An 18608-nucleotide genomic window follows, 5' to 3' on the forward strand; every position below is an offset into this window, starting at 1 on the left:
GGATGTTATCCCCCACTTATAGGTAGATTCCTTACGTGTTACTCACCCGTTCGCCGCTAACGTCAAAGGTGCAAGCACCTCGTCGGTTCGCTCGACTTGCATGTATTAGGCACGCCGCCAGCGTTCGTCCTGAGCCAGGATCAAACTCTCATGAAAGTTTTTCACGAGCTGTTTGCTAGCTCATTTTATTGCTGACTTATTTATAGTAGTTCTCACTACTTTGAATTGTTTGGTTTATCGATTGTTATCGATTCCCTACACAAATTGGTTCGTCTTCTTTGTTCAGTTTTCAAAGGCCTATATCGCTGCTATTTGATGCAACTTTTATAGTATGTCATGCTTTCAATCGAAAGTCAACACTTTTTTAAAAAGTTTTTTGCTTTCTCTCGAAAAACACAACTATTTAATAATAATATCGTTAGCAACAAGTGTCAAGAACTTTTTTAAAAGCTATAAATCATTTGCGCCGATAGATAGTATTATATCTGCTCTTAAATTTATTGTCAACATTCTAATTAAAATTATTTTTAAACCCTGTTTTTTTATAGCTGTAATATAATTGAGTGACTGTTCCACCCCATATGATGATAAGCATCATCACAATATTCGGCTTAAATAATCCCAATATTGTCGCGAGAAAAGCCGGAACTCCTAACGCTAATCCAACAATATTCATAGTAGCTTCGAAATTATAAATGTCCCAACGATGAGAGATGACAATTCTTCTAAAGAATGACCCAATGATAAATAATCCGCCAATTCCAAAAATCAAAAAAACCAAATGGCGTCCAAATAAAAAAATCATTTGCTTATTAGACTGATAATCATTGACTACCGCTCTATCTAAAGCGTTAATAAAATCTTCACTTGAATCCAGATGTTTATCCCAATCTTTAGGAAAGCTAGCTGAGTAACGTTTATCATAATCAACTTGAATAGTAAATCCTTCTGGCACTAGCAATATAACATTTTGATGATCTTCTAAAAGATTACTGACGTCATCAGCAGGAGGCATCACACTAACAATTAAATTTTCGGACTGATATTGCTTAGTTTGCGTTTCATCTCCTAGACCTCTTCCTTGTTTGGGGGCATGTTTCAATTGATTGAGTGCCTCTCTAGGAACAGATGATGAAATTTCTTGAAATTGATGGGATTCTTCTATAGTGGAAAGATTTGTAAAATGAATAGTCATCGGTACTAACCAAATTAGTGTCCATATCAAAAAAATAACACTCATCTTTACCCACGAAAATGATTGATGGTTCTTAAAAATTCGTTGAGGATGAAATATAGATGTGATGTATGTCCATAAAAACATAAGTAACCCTCCTGCTTCTTTTCTTACCAATTATACGAAAATAACTACCGCTATGCTATACTACATTAAAAGTCAGGAGGAATACTAATGGATAAAAAAATCGCAGTTATCGGTACTGGAAATATGGGAAAAGCTATTATTCAAGGTTTAGTATCACATTCAAACGATTCCCTCAATAGTATTACGGCTTCTACACGAACAGATCAAGAAGCCCAAAATATCCAGGAAGAATTTGGCATTAACGTATTTACTAATAATCAATTAGCAGCTAAAAATTCTGATATTATTATATTAGCAGTTAAACCATATCTTTTAGAAGAGGTTATTACAGAAATAATCCCAATCATTTCACAACACACTTTAATCATTTCGATTGCAGCCGGATTTACTATCGGTCAAGCTGAAGAATTACTTGGCGGTAATCAACCTTTTATCCGCGCTATGCCAAACTTAGCCGCTCAAGTTGGCGAAAGTATGACTGGAATTGTCGAAAATAGTAGCTGTTCTGACACTGATATCAATGATGCCATCATCATTTTCAATGCCATCGGTCGTACTGAAATGGTGACAGAAGACTTGCTACACGCCGTCATTGGTGTATCTGGTTCAAGTCCTACATTAGTTTTTATGTTAATCCAAGCTATGGCGGATAGCGGTGTTGCCAATGGATTAACGCGAGAACAATCCCTTAAATTAGCGACGCAAATGGTTAAAGGCTGCGCTACTTACTTAGAACAAAGCGATACTCATCCAGAAAAATTAAAAGATAATGTTTGTACGCCAGGTGGTACTTCTATCCAAATGGTTTTAGAAGCTGAGAAACAAAACTATCGGCATACCATACAATCTGCTATCCAAGCCGGAATTGATAAATCCAAAGAATTATCCAAATAATAAAATAAACCTGACCTTAAGTACCATCAAATTACTTAAGATCAGGTTTTATTATTGATGTTTTTTCTGACATTCTGGACATAACCCATATAATTCTAAGCGATGTCCATACACTTGATAACCTGTTTGTTTTTTCGCTACTTCTTCCACTTCAGTAAGACGAGGGTAAAAAACATCCTTAATTTGTCCACATTCTTCACAGATTAAATGATAATGATTTTCTAGTAAATAATCATAATGTTTCGCCCCATCATGATAGACCAACTCTTGAATCATCCCATTTTTAACCAATAAATTAATGGTATTATAGACAGTTGCCAAACTTAATTCATCAAACCGTGGCTTTAATTTTTGATAAATTTGTTCCACAGTTGGATGTGTTTTCGTTTCAATAATATATTTTAAAATCGCTCGCCGTTGATTCGTAATTCGGACCCCTAAGTGACGTAATTTTTCAATATTATTGTCCAAGTGTTCAGCTAAAACTGATGGACTTGCTTTCATCATTATCACCCATCTTTCTGTTTAAATTCTCTCATTAATTCTCTTTAAACTCAATATCAAAACTCTTTTAGAAGAATTATTAAAAGTTTACCTTTTTTGACTGATTATTTTTGCATATCATAGTATCATATATCATGACAGAAAAATTTGGAGGTATTGCAAAAATGAAACTTGGCGCACGCATGTTAAAAACCGGAATTGGTGTCGCCCTCACAATATTAATCGCTCAGTGGTTACCATTTGTGCAACCTGTGATGCCAGGGCTAACTGCAGTTATTGGTCTACAACAAACTCCTAAGCGATCATTAAATACATTCTTTCAACGAATGTTAGCCGCTTTATTTGGAGGTATCTTTGCCGTTTTCATGTATTATTTCTTCGGCAATAACCCTCTAATCATCGGAGTCACTATTACCTTATTTATTGGTATTATGAATGCTCTTAAAATGCAGAACGTTATTACCTTAGCATGTATTGCTATTGTTGTCATTATGTTAGCTGATCGAGATGTGATGATTCATAGTGCGGTAGCTCGTGTCATTGAAAATATGCTTGGTGTTTTTGTAGCTATGATTGTTAATATCTTTATTTTACCACCAAAATACGATACTGCACTGTATGAAAAAATTAATATTACTACCACAGAAATATTAATTCGTCTGCGTGCCATCCTAAGAAAAAATGGAGAATATTCTTCCCTAACTTCTGATATTAATTGGGCTGAATCTCGTGTCTCTTCTATTGAGACACAATATCAATTATTAATGGATGAGCAAGTTTGGCAAAAATCAAAACGATTAGGACTAAAACGAAAAATTGTTGTCTTCAGATCATTCATAACAGCACTAAAAGAAGCCTTAACGTTATTAACGATTATTCATTCGCATACGAATCAAGTCTTCCAACTACCATATGAACTGCGTTATCGAATTAGAGAACGAATTGAAACGTTATGTGCGGCTCATGAACAAATTTTTCTTAAATTTGATGGTCGAATTTCAGCTGAAGAGGTGAACTTCTTTAAATCTACAGTGGAATTTCGCCAAAAACTATTAGACAACATTTATTTAGAATCACAAGTCATGCAAGGGGCATCAAGAGAAGATTACGAACGTAGTAATACGCTAATGCTTATCAATAGTGCAATGATTAATTATGAAGAAGCACTTATTCACTTAAATACATTAGTGCGTAGTTATCGACTACACCACGAAGAAGATAATTACCAAGCAGATAGCTTAGAAGGTCGTCCATAAATCAAATCGACTTCCACTACAAATGGCCCTTATTTATATAATGCAACAGAAAAGGCGATGCACCGCATCGCCTTTTTCTATCCTTGTGGAACCTCTTCTCCTGTCGCGTTATTTCCGCTAGAATCTGTCATACTATTATCAGTTGACTCACTCGTTTCATTAGTCATATCTGATTGATTTTGAGCCGCTTCTTCTTGACGAGCAGCCTCTGCCGCCGCTTCACTTTCTGCTGCCGCTTGTTCTTCTGCTTCACGTTGAGCCGCTTCCTCTTGTGCTCTTGCTTCAGCTTCCGATTCAGCAGCTTGACGTTCAGCCTCTGCTTCTGCTGCCTGACGTTCAGCCTCTGCTTCTGCTGCCTGACGTTCCGCTTCTGCTTGACGCTCTGCTTCTAGAGAGACTTCCTGTTCAGCTTGCTCTTCTGCTTCTTTTTCCTGTTCTTGTTTTATCGCATCAACATCACCATTATCTCCGCCGAATCCGGTAGTCGCATCTATCGTTGTTTCTGCCAATTGTTCAGCAATATTATCGATAATCAACTGTTTTCCTTCGCTTGTCCACTGACTTTCTTCGGTTAACTCATGGTCATTTAAAGCATCACGAACATCATAAACGTTCATATATTTTTCTTCTAAATAGGCTTTTTCTTGATTAATATATTCGTTATAGTCGCTATCAACGGATAGCTCTTCATCTTGTTCCGGTAAAACTTGCCACACAATTAAAGCATCAGGATTTGCCTGTCTTTGCTCTTCATAGATGCTTTGTAAGTGATCTAAATGATCATCAATGCTAACATCTGCACGATAATCAGCGCCAGAAAATGTCGGCAATAAAACCAATTCAGGTTGTTCTTCATTAACCATCTCTGTCCACTGACTATCCAACAACTCAGCAGTTGTCACCTCATTATAATTAAAAGCCTCAAGAGCTGCTTCACTTAATCCTTTGTCTTTAAGAGATGAGATGATGGCGTCCGTATCCCATTCATCACCACCAAACGTATGAAGCCATTCAATTTTTGGCGTCTGATCATTTTCATTAGCGACATATGCTAAATAGGTCAAAGCATTCGTTTCTTGACGTTTATCAGCAAAACCTTCAATATCTAAATTAGATTTACTGTTTCTTGATTGATTATGAGTATCAATTTGAACATTGCGATAGTTTTCTTTTTCATTTGCTAAGTGGTCATTTTGTTTTGAGCGATTATAAAAATAGCCACCGACTACCGCTAAGAGTGCTAATATAATCCCTACAGTGATTAAGATAGGCTTTTTGTCTCTTTTCATTGTTCCACTCCTCGAATAGAAATCATTTTGCTTTTATTTTACCATATCATGAACTGCTTTTCCTCAAACAAATAGACTTAATAAAGGCAAAACCATGCTTTTTTATACCAGGTATGCTATAATAATTGAGGTTTCAGTACGTACTGACTAGAAAGTAGGAATTGTGATGAATCATCCCAAAGAAGGACAATACATCACAGTCAAAAGTTATAAACATGATGGCTCTTTACATCGTACCTGGAGAGATTGTATGGTCCTAAAAACGAGTGATGAAAGTATTATTGCTTGTAATGACCATACTTTAGTTACAGAGTCAGATGGTAGACGCTGGGTAACTCGTGAACCTGCATTACTATATTTTCATAAAAAGTATTGGTTTAATATTGTTACTATGATTCGTCCTAAAGGAATATCCTACTACAGTAATTTAGCTTCCCCCTTTGTACTTGATGAGGAAGCTTTAAAATATATTGATTACGATTTAGATATTAAGGTGTTCCCTGACGGAAAGAAACGTTTACTTGATGTCGACGAATATAAAGATCATCGTGCATTAATGGGGTATTCACCAGAAATTGATTCAATTTTAAAAGCGAATGTTAAGGAATTAGTTCGCTGGATCAATGAAGGAAAAGGCCCCTTCTCACAAGCTTATGTTGATATTTGGTATGAACGTTATTGTCAACTGACTTATCGACGCAAAAAACATTAATATCGAAAAAGACTGTGGTGTAAAAAGACCGAGAAAGCTCTCGGTCTTTTTTATTTATCTTTATCAAACTGATTATTTAAATATGCTTGGAAAACCTGCCAAATTTTCATTTGGACAGTAGGATAAGCATAATCATTGGGACGATTAGGTATAATCCAGGCTTGATTATTATTTTTCAAGTATTCTTCTGGCTGATTCTGCGTTGACTTCAGATAGGCGAGATAAACATTGATATGCCAAATTTGATGAGAAAAGACATGTTTTACTTGACCGATTGGTTGTTTCATCACAATTGGATCAATCGCATAGTTTTCCTTTGTCTCTGCAACCATATGTTTGACAGCTTCTGATGCATTGACTTCTTTTGGTTCTTCAATTAAGGGGACTGTCCATAATTGATTTAACAGTTTTTCATCCGTTCGCTTCTTGATCAACACTTTGCCATCGGTATTTTGAATAATAAGGGCATCATAATAATGGGGTTTCGCCTTTTTCTTTTGAGATTTTACTGGAAACTCATCTGTTCGCCCTGCTAATGTGGCTAATGTAAATCCTTTTACTGGACTACCTTCAGGATTTGGCCGTTTGGCACTCTCATAACTACTTCCCAAATCCATAATGGCTTGATTGAAATCTCCAGGATAATCCTTTGAAATCACATATTCCCCTATCTTTTCAAATATTTTTCGATTTTTTGCTTTAGCAATATCGGCCGAAATACCAAATAATCGAGAAAAAACTCGCATCGCATTGCCATCAATTGCTGGTTTAGGCAAATCAAAAGCTATAGAGCCAATTGCCCCTGCTGTATATGGGCCAATGCCTTTTAATGACAAAATATCTTCGTAAGTATTAGGAAAAACACCGCCGAAATCTGTTTGTATTTGGTTAGCAGCCACTTGCATATTACGAACACGTGAATAATAACCGAGTCCTTCCCACGCTTTCATCAATTTACCTTCATTCGCATCCGCTAAATCAGCAATCGTCGGAAATAAATTTAGGAACCGATTATAATATGGAATAACAGTATCCACTTGGGTTTGTTGGAGCATAATTTCTGAAATCCAAATATGGTACGGAGTTTTATCTTGTCTCCAAGGTAAATCCCGCTTTTCTTTATGATACCAAGTCAATAATTGTTTTTGGAACGCTTCATTGGTCTGCGTCCCCCACACTTGGACACCATATATAATTGGTCCTAAATCACTAATCTCCGAATGATTCAGCCACTCACTAATTTCAATTGATTGGTTTTCAGTTGAATGTTGGTTAGTCATTGGTCCCCTTCTCTTCTAAATAACGATTAATTTCATCAATATCATAGCCTTTTTGCATCAGTTTTCCTTTAACTTTAAACGTTCTTTCTTTATCAGTTAACTGACGATGTTTCCGCCATAATTTGTCTGCTTCTTTATGTAATGCTTGATGCTCAATACTTAAATCATCAGTTGATTGTTCAATACGTTGAACAACGTCATTCACCATATCATGATTATATCCTTTGCTTAAGAGATGCGTTTTCACTCGTTGAACACTGTCTCGAACAGAATGCTTCCGAATTTGCTTATCAAAGTATTTTTCACCCATGGAATAGGCATTTCCCCATTCTTGATTGGTATCAAACTCAGTCAATACATCTTGAATTAAATCATCACTTAATCCTTTTTTCCGTAAGTCACGAGCAATCACGCGAGAGCCTTTTTTCCCAGCTCGCATTTCAGTTCTTACATAACTACGGCCATAATTATCATCGTCAATCAGATGAAGATTAGTTAATTTATTGATAGCAAAGTGTATCGCATCTTCAGAAAAATCTTGCTCTTGTAACTTCTCATTGACCTCTTTCTTGGAACGTAATTTATGCATTAAATAGTTTAACCCCACTTGATACGCATAATCACAATGATCATAAGTTTTTATTTGGTTTAATAGCTCTTCATCGATTAATTGGCCTTTAGATAGAGCAAAATGGACTAGTGTCGCTTCTCCAATCCCGATAGCAAATTGGCCATCAATAAATAAATTGAAACGTTGCTTATTTTTCTGCACAGCAATGGCGGTAAGTCTACCTGCCTTCATAATCGTTGGTTCATTCGTATCTGCGCCATCATTTTTATTTTTTTTCAATTGTTGAGCTTTTTCTAATAGCTGATTAGCTTCATTTGTCGTTGAATGAGTTGTCGATTGGTTAGCTTTTGAATAGCGACGTTTTCTTGAAACTTGTTGGTTATTCTTATTTTCAATATCACTAATTCGGGCATGATTGTCTGTATCAGTTGCATCGATTTCGCTAAGTCGTTGATATTTTTTCACCATCGCCTTTCCTCCTTGGCCACATAGTATAACATAAAATAATATTACATCGTTGACTGTGTGATAACAGATACGTTTTTAATAGTGTAAGCTATCCGGAAGCCTACAAAATATAAAAAGAGAGGGACATATCATGAAAATTTTTGAGTCTGCTAAGTTACAATTAATTTCAGAAGATTTGGAAACGAATAAGAAGCGTACATTAACATTAAACAATCTTGATTTAGAAGCCACAACGGAAGATATTTTAGCCATTAAGAACACCTTAGATGGTCTCATTATCGATAATATTTCTCAGGTAATTAGTGTTGAACGTCATATTCATCAATAGGAGGTTTATATTATGAATGAAACCACTGTCTTTGAATTACAATTTAAAACTGAAGATAACAAAAATAAAACCATTAGTTTACGTCATGCCAAACCTGATATAGATGCCACAAGTGCTCAAAAAGCTTTAGAAAACATCATCGCTACTCAAGCATTTAAACAAGATAATATTCAATTGTTTGCTAAACCTGTAGGCGCTCGCTATGTGACAAGACAAGTTGATACAGTTTATGCAGTATCTAACCCTGAAGACTAATAGCTAAATAAAGGACTCGAGAGTAAATTAAACTCTCGAGTCCTTTATTATTAATCTCTTATAAATCAATTGACATGTGTAACGTACCACCTACAGAGCCAACAATTTCTTCAAGTGTACTTAAACTAATATTTTGTTGTTTAGATTCCACACGAGAAATATAGCTTTGCTTGCGGCCAGAGATCTCAGCTAACTGAGCTTGTGATAAATTCTTAGATTGGCGTATTTTTAGTAAAATCTGCGATGATTTATCAGTTGCACGATCTCTTGCAGCCTGTTTATCAATGCGAGCTCCTCCATTTTCAGTCATAATTAATCTCCTTTCTAGCATTATCATAACTTAACAGTATTAAATTATTAGACGACGATGATAAAATGCTATTAATTTTATTATATCACTTTTTTCGCAATATGCTAGCGCTATCATAAAAATATTATTTTTATTTTTTATAAATACGTTAAAGAGATTTATAGCTAAAAAGAATTTAGGTCATGATATAATGTAGTTAAAAAGGAGGAGATTCAATGGGACTATTTAGTGGAATATTTGGCAATGCCTCAGAAATGACGTTAGAAGATGCTAAGGATGATTTAAGCCATATTTTAATTCCAAATGAAACAATTGAACTCGCTTATAAATTAATTCGCGATAAAATTATCTTTACTAGTCACCGCCTAATTATTATTGATATTCAAGGAATGGGTAAAAAGCAAGAATTTCAATCCATTCCTTATCGTTCGATTAGTCGTTTTACTGTCGAAACAGCAGGAAACTTTGATTTGGATAGCGAATTAGACATATATATTTCATCTGCAACAGAACCAACTGTAGCGCTTGAATTTCAAGGAAAACATGCTATTTTTGAAGTCCAACAGGCTCTTTCTCAAGCAATTCTATAAAAAAAGACTCCAAGTATTTCTACTTGGAGTTTTTTTATTGAATTCGAATGGTCATTCCAGGAGCAATATAAGGCTCGCTCATCCCGTTTAAAGCCATTAACTCATCTAGAGTCATCCCATTATTAGCAGCAATACGATAAAGATTATCTCCTGCTTGAACGGTATATGTTTCCCCATCTGTTGACGATGTATCTTCAGAATGTGCCCCTTCATTGTTATCTGCTGACTCGCGATTCTGTGATTCAGAACTTGAGTCATCTGAAGAAGAATTGGAACTATTTGAATTCGATGGATGCTTTTTCTGTTCTTTCTTTTGTTCTTCATATAATGATTCTAATTCATCATTTGAAGGAACCGAAAACCCATCTGCTGTCGCTTTCACATCTTTAGGGTTTAACTTATCAACAGTTGGCTTAGCCACCTTACTTTCTTTATGGTGATGTTTATCTGGATTAATAGGCTCTGCAGAATATTGATCTTTATTTTTTTGTTCAATACGATTAGGCGTTAGCCCTAATAAATTCCCTTTTTCCCCTTTTATTCCTCTAGGAACAAACAAAATTAAGATAGCCGCAATGACGATAACGATTCCGAAACGACTAACTAATGATGACTTTTGCCACCAAACTTTAATTTTAGTTCCTATACCTTGTTTATTTTCTTTCATCTTTTTCCTCTTTTAGGTAAAGTTTATGCCTCTTCTACGAACCCATTAGGATTTTTTTCTTGCCAGTTCCAAGCATCTCGGCACATTTCTTCAATGCCAAATTCTGTTTCCCAACCTAACAACTCTTTAGCGTAAGTGGCATCAGCATAACAAGTTGCCACATCACCTGGGCGTCTATCCGCTATTTCATAAGGGACTTCAACACCAGTGGCTTCTTCAAAGTTATGAACAAGATCTAGAACTGAATAACCATGTCCTGTTCCCAAGTTAATTTTTTCAACACCATTATGTTTAAGCGCATGCGCAATGGCAGCTACATGTCCTTTAGCTAAATCAACAACATGAATGTAATCACGAACCCCAGTACCGTCTGGTGTATCATAGTCATTACCAAAAACAGATAATTGTTCACGTTTACCAACAGCTACTTGAGTGATATACGGCATAATGTTATTTGGAACCCCTTGAGGATCTTCGCCGATTAAACCACTAGGATGTGCACCAATTGGATTGAAGTAACGTAGTAACATAACTGCCCATTCATCATCTGAAGTCACAACATCTTGTAAAATTTGTTCATTCATGACTTTAGTGTAACCATATGGGTTCGTTGCGCTAGTAGGTAAATCTTCTTTTAATGGGGATGGATTATCCACACCATATACAGTAGCACTAGAACTGAAGACAATATTTTTCACATTATGAGCTTTCATTACTTCAAGCACTGAAATAAGGCCACCCAAATTATTATGATAATATTTCAAAGGTTCAGCAACTGACTCTCCAACCGCTTTGAAAGCTGCAAAGTGGATAACCGCTTCAATGGACTCTTTCTCAAATACTTCATTCAACGCCTCTTTATCTAAGATATTTAACTCATAGAAAGTAGGACGTTTTCCTGTAATTTCTTCAATCCGATCTAACACAAGCGGTTTACTATTTGAAAAATCATCCACACTGATAACATCATATCCTGCATTGATTAATTCAACTGTCGTATGTGACCCTATAAAACCTGTACCACCAGTTACTAAAATTGCCATTCCATACACTCCTATTCTTGTTTTTCCTAATATTATAATAGCACAAACTACTAAATGATAGCTCACTAAAAGATAAAAAATACGTTATCGCGCATTTACAATAAATTTATTTAGGCATTTCGTACACCAAATAATGGTTACTTAATGACAAAGGCAATCAAATGATCACTATGGCAAATCGATAATTTGATTGTCATATCCCATTGAAGCGACGAATTTAAAAATGTCAGTCGTTTTAATGAAAATGGTTTTATCATTGGTATTAGGATGAAATGTTAAGAGATCTTCTTTAATCATTTCACGATCATAGAAAACCTCAATTTTATCATTCATTGCTTCTGTTAATCCGAACACCGACACAATTCCTGGCGTCAAACCAATTAATTTTTCAATCGTCTCAGGTGACGCTAGTTTTATCCGACTTTCATCGACATAATCTTTAAAAAAGTTAATATCTAATGATTTAGAGTCATCCATAATAACAATAAAAAAGCGCTTCTTCTTTTTATTTTGAAGAAATAAGGATTTCGTTCGTACGCCTTCATGACCTTCGATTTGTTTATCCGCTTCTTCAGTGGTAAAAACAGGTTGATGTTTGACAATTTTATAAGGAATATTTAATTCTTCCAGCTGTTCATATAAATGTTCTTCAGTAATCATCATAGTCCTCCCAAGATGATAACTAGATAATTATTAAGATAAAATCACTCGACCATCGCATCGAAATAATCGCAGTCATAATAATAAATGGCTTTACGTGTAAACTTAATTTTACCTTCTTCTGTTAAATCCCGTACCACTTTCCCAGCGGTTTCTCTAGTTGTTCCGGAAACAATTGCCAATTCATTTATCGTTAGTGGGTATTGAATAATACTACCATCAGTCACCGGCCTAGCCATATCATACTTCCATAATCCTAACATGTGTTCAACACGATCAGTCGCACTTGAAATCGCAGTAATTTGAATACGCTTCTCTAAAAAAGCAACCGTTTCAGCCATCTGCTTAAACATATACTGCATTTGATGATTATTTTCTTTAATCAACCGTTCCATGACATCATTAGGAATAAGAAGAATATCAATGTTTGTAGCAGCATAGCAATTATAAATATACTCTCGATGACCAAAAACACTACTATAAGGGAAAAATGAATGACTCGTGACGTAGTCGACGTATAGTAACTCACCGGACTCATCAGATCGTTCTAATTTAATCAATCCTTTTAATAAATAATAAGAATAAATTTTAGGATCTGATTGGAAAAAGAGAATTTGTCCCTTACGATATTGATGAATCACGGCACTATTCTCAATTTCATTAAGTTGTTCTGATGTAAAATTGGCAAAAAATTCCTCATTTTGCAAATACTCAATATAGAATTCTAAATCGCGATTTACCAAAACACTTATTCCTTTCTTACATCATTCCCGACCAATCGTATCCTTTACAGGAATATTTAAGACATATAAAAGATTTTTCAAGGTCTTGATCACAATATAGTCAATACTTGGATGATTATTTTCTTGGCTTACCAAATTTTTATGTTTTAAATAAATTTCATAAGCAAAGCTTGCTAATTCAGACGGTTCTCCACTTTGCAACCCTTGAGCTAATTTTTGTGGATAAGCTAAAATTAAATGTAGCAATTCCCACTGCTCTTTAGATAGGCGTTGAGGAACTGATAAATTAGGTTCGCCATATAACGAGAAAGTTTCCACATAATACATTAAAGAGAATCCATTATATTGCTCATTAGCAATAATAGTCGATAAATCAATGTCAAAATGATCTAAGCGTGGATATTTCACACTTTCAAAAATAATAGTTCCTAAAGAATAGCGCAATGCTTCTTCTTCACTAAATTGGTACGTCTCCATAATACGCCGAGCAACTTTATTAAACAAACCATTCACTGAAATTAATTCACCTGATGAATTAATAAGGCGTCTTCCTTGGTAACTATTAAAACCGATTCCTAAATGTGAAATCGTATTTGCCCAATCATAACCTAACATCTCTAAAATACGTTTCAATTGGATGAAGTGAGTGGCTTGCTCATTTCCAACAACATACCAATTATAATCTGCGTGAAATTTTTCGTGACGATCAATAGCTGCGGCTAAATCACGAGTTAAGTATAGACTATCATTTTCACCCGTTTGAATAAGTGCTTGGGGAATCTCTTTTTCTGGAAAATGGACGATAATCGCATCTAACTCTTTGGACGTAATATTGGAATCCACCAATTGTTGTTTCACTTCTAAAGCCGCTTCGGTATATGCTGATTCACCCGTTTCTGAAGTGAAGTGAACGTTCATTAAATCATACACGTCATCAAAACGTTTGCGAGATATCTCACAAATTTGTTTCCATTCAGCCATTACTTTAGGATCCTTATGCGTTAATTGATTAAAAACAACGGCCGCCTCGATATCTAATTCAGGATTAAATTCCGATTCTTCATAAAAATGGTGTTGCAACTTAGAATATCCAATATTTGGATTGTCATCATCTGGTAATCCCCAGCGACGAACCGCTACAATTAAGCGCGCAAACGCCATTCCCCAATCTCCAATATGATTTAATCGATAAACTTTATGTCCAGCTGCTTCTATCATTAACGATAAAGCTTCTCCTACTGTTGTTGATCGTAAATGAGTCAAAGTCATTGTTCGTCCTAAGTTAGGACTGGACATATCAACCGTAAACCGTAATGATTGCTCAGACGTTTGTAAATCCCATTCTTCAGTCTTAGCCTGAGTCAATAATTCTTGACTCATTAATTGGCGATCCAATGAAATGAGTAATTGATGATTCACTAAAATAACATTTTGAATATGTGAATCTTGAGCGGTTTGAATAACTTCTAATAATGATTGCTCATCATGATTAGTAGTGACAGCGGGTATTTGTTTTAAGTCAATCACAATATCTGCTGTTTCACTACTCACTGTAAGTGTCATCGCAGATAATAAATCAGACATTTCTAATTGAAACTGATCCGATTTATTTATGACGGCATGAACTAACTTAAAGGCGTTCATGTCTAATCTCCTCTCTGTACAATGTAATTAAATGGTATCGTTTTTATTCTAAAAAGTAAATACAAATCATTCTAGTAAGATAATGATTCTATCAAAGCAAAAAGGATCGAGCAATACTCGATCCTTTTTAAGCTATCAAATGTTACTTAACAGTCATTATTTTGTAATGATTGTACCAGCATTTGATTCAATTAATTGTTCCAAGTTTTCTAATGAAGTAATAACAGCTTCGCTACCTGGTTTTTCTTCAGCAAATTTAATCGTTGCTTCTACTTTTGGTAGCATTGAACCTGGTGCAAATTGATCTTCATCAATGTATTTTTTCATGTCTTCAATAGACACTTTTTCTAAACGTTCTTGGTTAGGTTTATTGAAGTTAACATAAACATAATCAACACCAGTTAAAACAATAAACATATCTGCGTCTAGGTCAGCAGCTAATTTTTGTGATGCGAAGTCTTTATCAATAACAGCTTCAACACCTTTTAGTTTGCCGTCTTCTTCAATAACGGGAACACCGCCACCGCCGCCAGCAACAACGACATGACCAGATTCAACTAACGTACGGATAACTTCTAATTCTTTAATTGCTACTGGTTTTGGTGAAGCAACAACTTTACGCCATCCACGTCCCGCATCTTCAACAAATGTTGCGTCAGATTTTTCCATTTCAGCTTTTGCTTCTTCTTCAGAATAGAATGGGCCGATTGGTTTAGATAAGTTAGTGAAGGCTGGGTCATCTTTATCAACAATTACTTGAGTAACTACTGAAGCAACTGATTTATCAATACCTAATTCATCTAAAGCATTTTGCATAGCATTTTGTAACCAGTAACCAATTGATCCTTCTGTCATAGCAACTAATGAATCTAATTCAAAAGCAGGGTTTTTCTCAGAATCAGCGGCAATGTTTTGTAGTAATAAGTTACCAACTTGTGGGCCATTACCGTGAGTAATAATTAATTCATCACCATTTTGAATTAATTTTACTAAGAATTCAGCAGTTTGTTTTAAAGCGTCTTTTTGTGCTTGAGTAGTTGGATTATCTGAAAGAATCGCATTTCCACCTAAAGCAACAACAATTTTACGGTTTGACATTATATTTCTTCATCTCCTATTTCTATTTCAATTATTGACAAGCTAATTTTTTAATAGCATGAGCATAAATTTCCATAGCATCATAATAATTATCTAATGGCATACATTCATTGACTTGATGGAATGTTACCGGAACGTCTTCAGGGCGTGCACCAAAGGCAACACAGTTATCCATAGTCCGTGCAAATGTAGCGCCACCTGAACTAATTGGTTCAGATTGGTCACCTGTTAAATCACGATAAACAGCTAATAATGTTTGAATCAATTCGCTTTCAACAGGAACATATAAAGAATTTAAGTAGTCAAATTCTTCATAGCGTAATCCGAATACTTCACCAGCTTCAGATAATTTTACCACGATATCTTCTTTCTCAGCGGTAACTGGGATACGGATATCTAGACCAATACGAGCTTCATCAGCATTTAAGATTAAACGTGACACATTGATTGTCAATGGTCCACTCATTTCATCTTCGACTGTGCCATAAATGCCAGTTCCTTTTGGATCTTCATCGAAATATTTTGCAATAAAGTCTAAAGCAGGAACATCATAAACATCACTTAAAGCAACTGCCAAGCGAGTCAAGGCATTAACACCTTCATCAGCATTTTTAGAGTGAACAGATTTACCTTTGACAATGATTTCGCCATCTTCAACAACGTAATCATAATTATGTTCATCTAATTTTGCTTTCACATCTTCTAGTTTATCTCCAGCATAATATGCTTCATCAGGCACAACATTAAATGCCCCATCATTATTTAATTCGAAGTCTTTTGATCCTTCACCAACTAAATATGTTTGAAGTAGTCCTTTTTCCGCATATGTTAATGGGAAGTCAGCATCTGGTACAAATCCGAATGATGCTTTTTCTTCTTTCGCATTGTATTGATCCATACAACGCCAAATGTTTTCTTCATCAGTACCAAATACAAAACGAACACGTTTATTTAATGTTTCTCCTTGATCAAGTAACGCTTTTAAAGCATATAAAGCGGCAACAGATGGTCCTTTATCATCTTGGGTTCCACGTCCATACATTTTACCGTCTTCAATGGTTAAAGTGTATGGGTCGTATTTCCATTCAGATGGTTTACCAGCTGGAACAACATCCATATGGCAAAGGATAACCATTAATTCATCGCCTTCACCAATTTCCGCATATCCATAATAACCTTCTGGATCAATGAAAGTTTTCAAACCAACTTTTTCACATTCTTCTAAAGCGGCTTTTAAACAATCTAAAATTTCTGTACCAAATGGTGTATCAGTTGCGTCCTCGTCTAACACAGAAGCGTAACTAATTAAATGCTCTAAAGCTTTCAAACTTTCTTCTTGAACAGATTGAGTTAATTTATGTTCCACAAGCAATCTCTCCTTCAAATGGGCTGAATGCTTAACCGATTCCTAATAATGCAAAGATAACTAATAGAATGATTGAAGCAACAGCTGTAGCTACTAATAATTTTGCCATAAATTTCCACCAAGTACCTAAGTCTACTTTAGCAATCGCTAAGGCACCCATAACAACACCTGAAGTTGGTGTGACAAGGTTTAGTAAACCTGAAGCTGCTTGGAATGCAGTAATAACTAAGTGTTCAGCAACACCTGCAAATTGTCCTAGAGGTGCCATGATACCCATAGTTGCAGCAGCTAAACCTGAAGTTGATGGAATTAAGAATGACATTGGAATATAGAATAAGTATGTTAAAACAATAAAGAATCCTGATGATAAACCACTTAAGGCATTTTCACCCCAGCTTAATACTGTCGCTGTAATTTGACCATCGTTCATAATAACTTGGATACCACGAGCAACCGCACAAATTAAAGCAACTGATAACATGTCGTTAGCACCAGCAATAAATTGGTTAACATAGTCTTCTTCACCAGTTCCATAAACGATAGCAATCACGATTGACATTAAGAAGAATAAAATCGTGATTTCAGTTAAGTACCATTGACCAAATGGTAATAATGATGTACCGATTAAGTTACCTAACCAACCAGCGTTCATCATTGATTCATGAATACTTTCGAAGAATGTCCAGTTTGGATTTAATTCAGACCATGGAATTAAACCAAGAATCATAATAATGAAAGTTAAGAAGAATAACGTAATAACGACTTTTTGTTTACCTGTCATACCTTCTAAGTTTTCATTAACTTGGAACTCTTCACGGTCACTAGCTAATTTTTCTTGTGTTAAGTATGAATTAGCATCATCTTTTTTCACTTTTTTCGCGTAGCTTGTTACGAAGAAACCACCGATTAAATACATCACAATAAAGAAAATCACTCGCGGCAAGATTCCTTCACCAAGACCAATACCAGCCATTGAAGAAGCAATACCTGTCGCAAATGGGTTAACAGTTGACGCTAACACACCCATACCAGATCCAACTAATACTGTTGCCACACCTACTAAGGCATCAAATCCAGCTGCAACCATAATTGGAATTAATAGTGTATAGAATGGAATTGTTTCTTCGGCCATACCGTAAGTTGATCCACCTAAACAGAAGATTAACATCAATACCCAAATTAATTTTGTCATATTATCACGGTTATTACGGATAATAGAAGAAATTCCGGCATCAATAGCCCCTGTTTGAGTCACAACATTTAAGAAACCACCGATAGTCAAGATGAATAAAGAAACTTCAATCGCACCATCTGTTAAGTCATTACCAATCATCCCAATAAATGGTGCTGCTAAAACATCCCAAATCCCTTGAGCTGATTGTTCTACTGTATGATAAGTACCGGCAATAAAGTTACCGTCTTCAGTAACATCATATGCTCCGGCTGGAATAATCCACGTTAAAATTGCAATTACAATTGTGATAATAAACAGAATTGTAAAAGAATTGGGCATTTTAAATTTCTTTTTCTTTTCTTCAGACATTATTTTCACTTCCTTTTTTTAATTAAAATAGCCAGGGCGTGATTACACATCACTACCCTGGCAGTA

The 18608-nt window shown here is 35.3% G+C and carries 20 protein-coding genes and 1 rRNA gene; 6 read left to right on the plus strand and 15 right to left on the minus strand.

The annotated features are described in order from the left end of the window. Positions 1-156: ribosomal RNA gene (locus B8955_RS04960) — 16S ribosomal RNA — on the minus strand; the annotation flags it as partial. 355 nt (positions 157-511) lie between these two features. Then, positions 512-1321, minus strand: a complete 810-nt coding sequence (locus B8955_RS04965) for a hypothetical protein (RefSeq protein WP_084099140.1) — start codon at positions 1319-1321, stop codon at positions 512-514. A gap of 87 nt (positions 1322-1408) precedes the next feature. On the opposite strand from B8955_RS04965, the gene proC reads away from it, so the two are divergent. Beyond that, a complete protein-coding gene (proC, locus tag B8955_RS04970; RefSeq protein ID WP_084099141.1) occupies positions 1409-2215 on the plus strand; it encodes a pyrroline-5-carboxylate reductase in 807 nt (268 codons plus the stop codon). 51 nt (positions 2216-2266) lie between these two features. On the opposite strand, the gene B8955_RS04975 is transcribed toward proC, so the two are convergent. Further along, a complete protein-coding gene (locus B8955_RS04975) occupies positions 2267-2722 on the minus strand; it encodes a Fur family transcriptional regulator (protein WP_234983531.1) in 456 nt (151 codons plus the stop codon). Between the two features lie 161 nt (positions 2723-2883). Between B8955_RS04975 and B8955_RS04980 the strand changes: the two genes are divergently transcribed. Beyond that, a complete protein-coding gene (locus tag B8955_RS04980) occupies positions 2884-3975 on the plus strand; it encodes an FUSC family protein (RefSeq protein ID WP_084099142.1) in 1092 nt (363 codons plus the stop codon). Between the two features lie 77 nt (positions 3976-4052). Here B8955_RS04980 and B8955_RS04985 read toward each other — a convergent pair whose 3' ends face one another. Further along, positions 4053-5264, minus strand: a complete 1212-nt coding sequence (locus B8955_RS04985) for an SGNH/GDSL hydrolase family protein (RefSeq protein ID WP_084099143.1) — start codon at positions 5262-5264, stop codon at positions 4053-4055. Between the two features lie 166 nt (positions 5265-5430). On the opposite strand from B8955_RS04985, the gene ntdP reads away from it, so the two are divergent. Beyond that, the gene (gene ntdP, locus B8955_RS04990; protein WP_084099144.1) at positions 5431-5976 is read left to right on the plus strand and encodes a nucleoside tri-diphosphate phosphatase; all 546 of its coding nucleotides are present in this window, start codon (positions 5431-5433) and stop codon (positions 5974-5976) included. Positions 5977-6026: 50 nt separating this feature from the next. Here ntdP and mutY read toward each other — a convergent pair whose 3' ends face one another. Then, positions 6027-7256: an A/G-specific adenine glycosylase gene (mutY, locus tag B8955_RS04995; RefSeq protein WP_084099145.1), complete on the minus strand. Its 1230-nt coding sequence runs from the start codon at positions 7254-7256 to the stop codon at positions 6027-6029. Next, positions 7249-8295 (minus strand): recombination regulator RecX, encoded by a 1047-nt coding sequence (recX, locus tag B8955_RS05000; RefSeq protein ID WP_084099146.1) that lies wholly within the window; start codon positions 8293-8295, stop codon positions 7249-7251. Before recX ends, mutY begins: the two co-directional genes overlap by 8 nt. Before the next feature lie 130 nt (positions 8296-8425). Between recX and B8955_RS05005 the strand changes: the two genes are divergently transcribed. Continuing rightward, positions 8426-8623, plus strand: a complete 198-nt coding sequence (locus tag B8955_RS05005) for a DUF1659 domain-containing protein (RefSeq protein ID WP_084099147.1) — start codon at positions 8426-8428, stop codon at positions 8621-8623. Positions 8624-8635: 12 nt separating this feature from the next. After that, entirely contained in the window at positions 8636-8878 is a 243-nt protein-coding gene (locus B8955_RS05010; protein WP_084099148.1) for a DUF2922 domain-containing protein, read from the plus strand. Positions 8879-8936: 58 nt separating this feature from the next. Here B8955_RS05010 and B8955_RS05015 read toward each other — a convergent pair whose 3' ends face one another. Next, the gene (locus tag B8955_RS05015; RefSeq protein ID WP_084099149.1) at positions 8937-9188 is read right to left on the minus strand and encodes a helix-turn-helix domain-containing protein; all 252 of its coding nucleotides are present in this window, start codon (positions 9186-9188) and stop codon (positions 8937-8939) included. Positions 9189-9403: 215 nt separating this feature from the next. Between B8955_RS05015 and B8955_RS05020 the strand changes: the two genes are divergently transcribed. After that, complete coding sequence (locus tag B8955_RS05020) at positions 9404-9778, plus strand: PH domain-containing protein (protein ID WP_084099150.1); 375 nt, start codon at positions 9404-9406, stop codon at positions 9776-9778. A 34-nt stretch (positions 9779-9812) separates the two neighbouring features. Here B8955_RS05020 and B8955_RS05025 read toward each other — a convergent pair whose 3' ends face one another. The 8 genes from B8955_RS05025 to B8955_RS05060 form a co-directional block, all read right to left on the minus strand. Next, positions 9813-10445, minus strand: a complete 633-nt coding sequence (locus B8955_RS05025) for a LysM peptidoglycan-binding domain-containing protein (protein WP_084099151.1) — start codon at positions 10443-10445, stop codon at positions 9813-9815. Between the two features lie 23 nt (positions 10446-10468). Further along, positions 10469-11488: a UDP-glucose 4-epimerase GalE gene (gene galE, locus B8955_RS05030; protein ID WP_084099152.1), complete on the minus strand. Its 1020-nt coding sequence runs from the start codon at positions 11486-11488 to the stop codon at positions 10469-10471. A 168-nt stretch (positions 11489-11656) separates the two neighbouring features. Then, positions 11657-12148 carry a prolyl-tRNA synthetase associated domain-containing protein gene (locus B8955_RS05035; protein ID WP_084099153.1) on the minus strand — a complete coding sequence of 164 codons (492 nt, stop codon included), beginning with the start codon at positions 12146-12148 and terminating at the stop codon, positions 11657-11659. A gap of 44 nt (positions 12149-12192) precedes the next feature. Next, on the minus strand, positions 12193-12891 hold the full coding sequence (locus B8955_RS05040; protein ID WP_234983532.1) for a Crp/Fnr family transcriptional regulator: 699 nt from the start codon (positions 12889-12891) through the stop codon (positions 12193-12195). A gap of 21 nt (positions 12892-12912) precedes the next feature. Further along, positions 12913-14535, minus strand: a complete 1623-nt coding sequence (argS, locus tag B8955_RS05045) for an arginine--tRNA ligase domain-containing protein (RefSeq protein WP_084099155.1) — start codon at positions 14533-14535, stop codon at positions 12913-12915. A 156-nt stretch (positions 14536-14691) separates the two neighbouring features. Further along, entirely contained in the window at positions 14692-15633 is a 942-nt protein-coding gene (arcC, locus tag B8955_RS05050) for a carbamate kinase (RefSeq protein WP_084099156.1), read from the minus strand. Positions 15634-15664: 31 nt separating this feature from the next. Then, a complete protein-coding gene (locus B8955_RS05055; RefSeq protein ID WP_084099157.1) occupies positions 15665-16999 on the minus strand; it encodes a M20 family metallopeptidase in 1335 nt (444 codons plus the stop codon). Positions 17000-17030: 31 nt separating this feature from the next. After that, positions 17031-18542: a YfcC family protein gene (locus B8955_RS05060; protein WP_084099158.1), complete on the minus strand. Its 1512-nt coding sequence runs from the start codon at positions 18540-18542 to the stop codon at positions 17031-17033. Positions 18543-18608 lie beyond the last annotated feature (66 nt).

The sequence above is a fragment of the Aerococcus suis genome (assembly GCF_900176325.1).
Taxonomy (GTDB): domain Bacteria; phylum Bacillota; class Bacilli; order Lactobacillales; family Aerococcaceae; genus Aerococcus; species Aerococcus suis.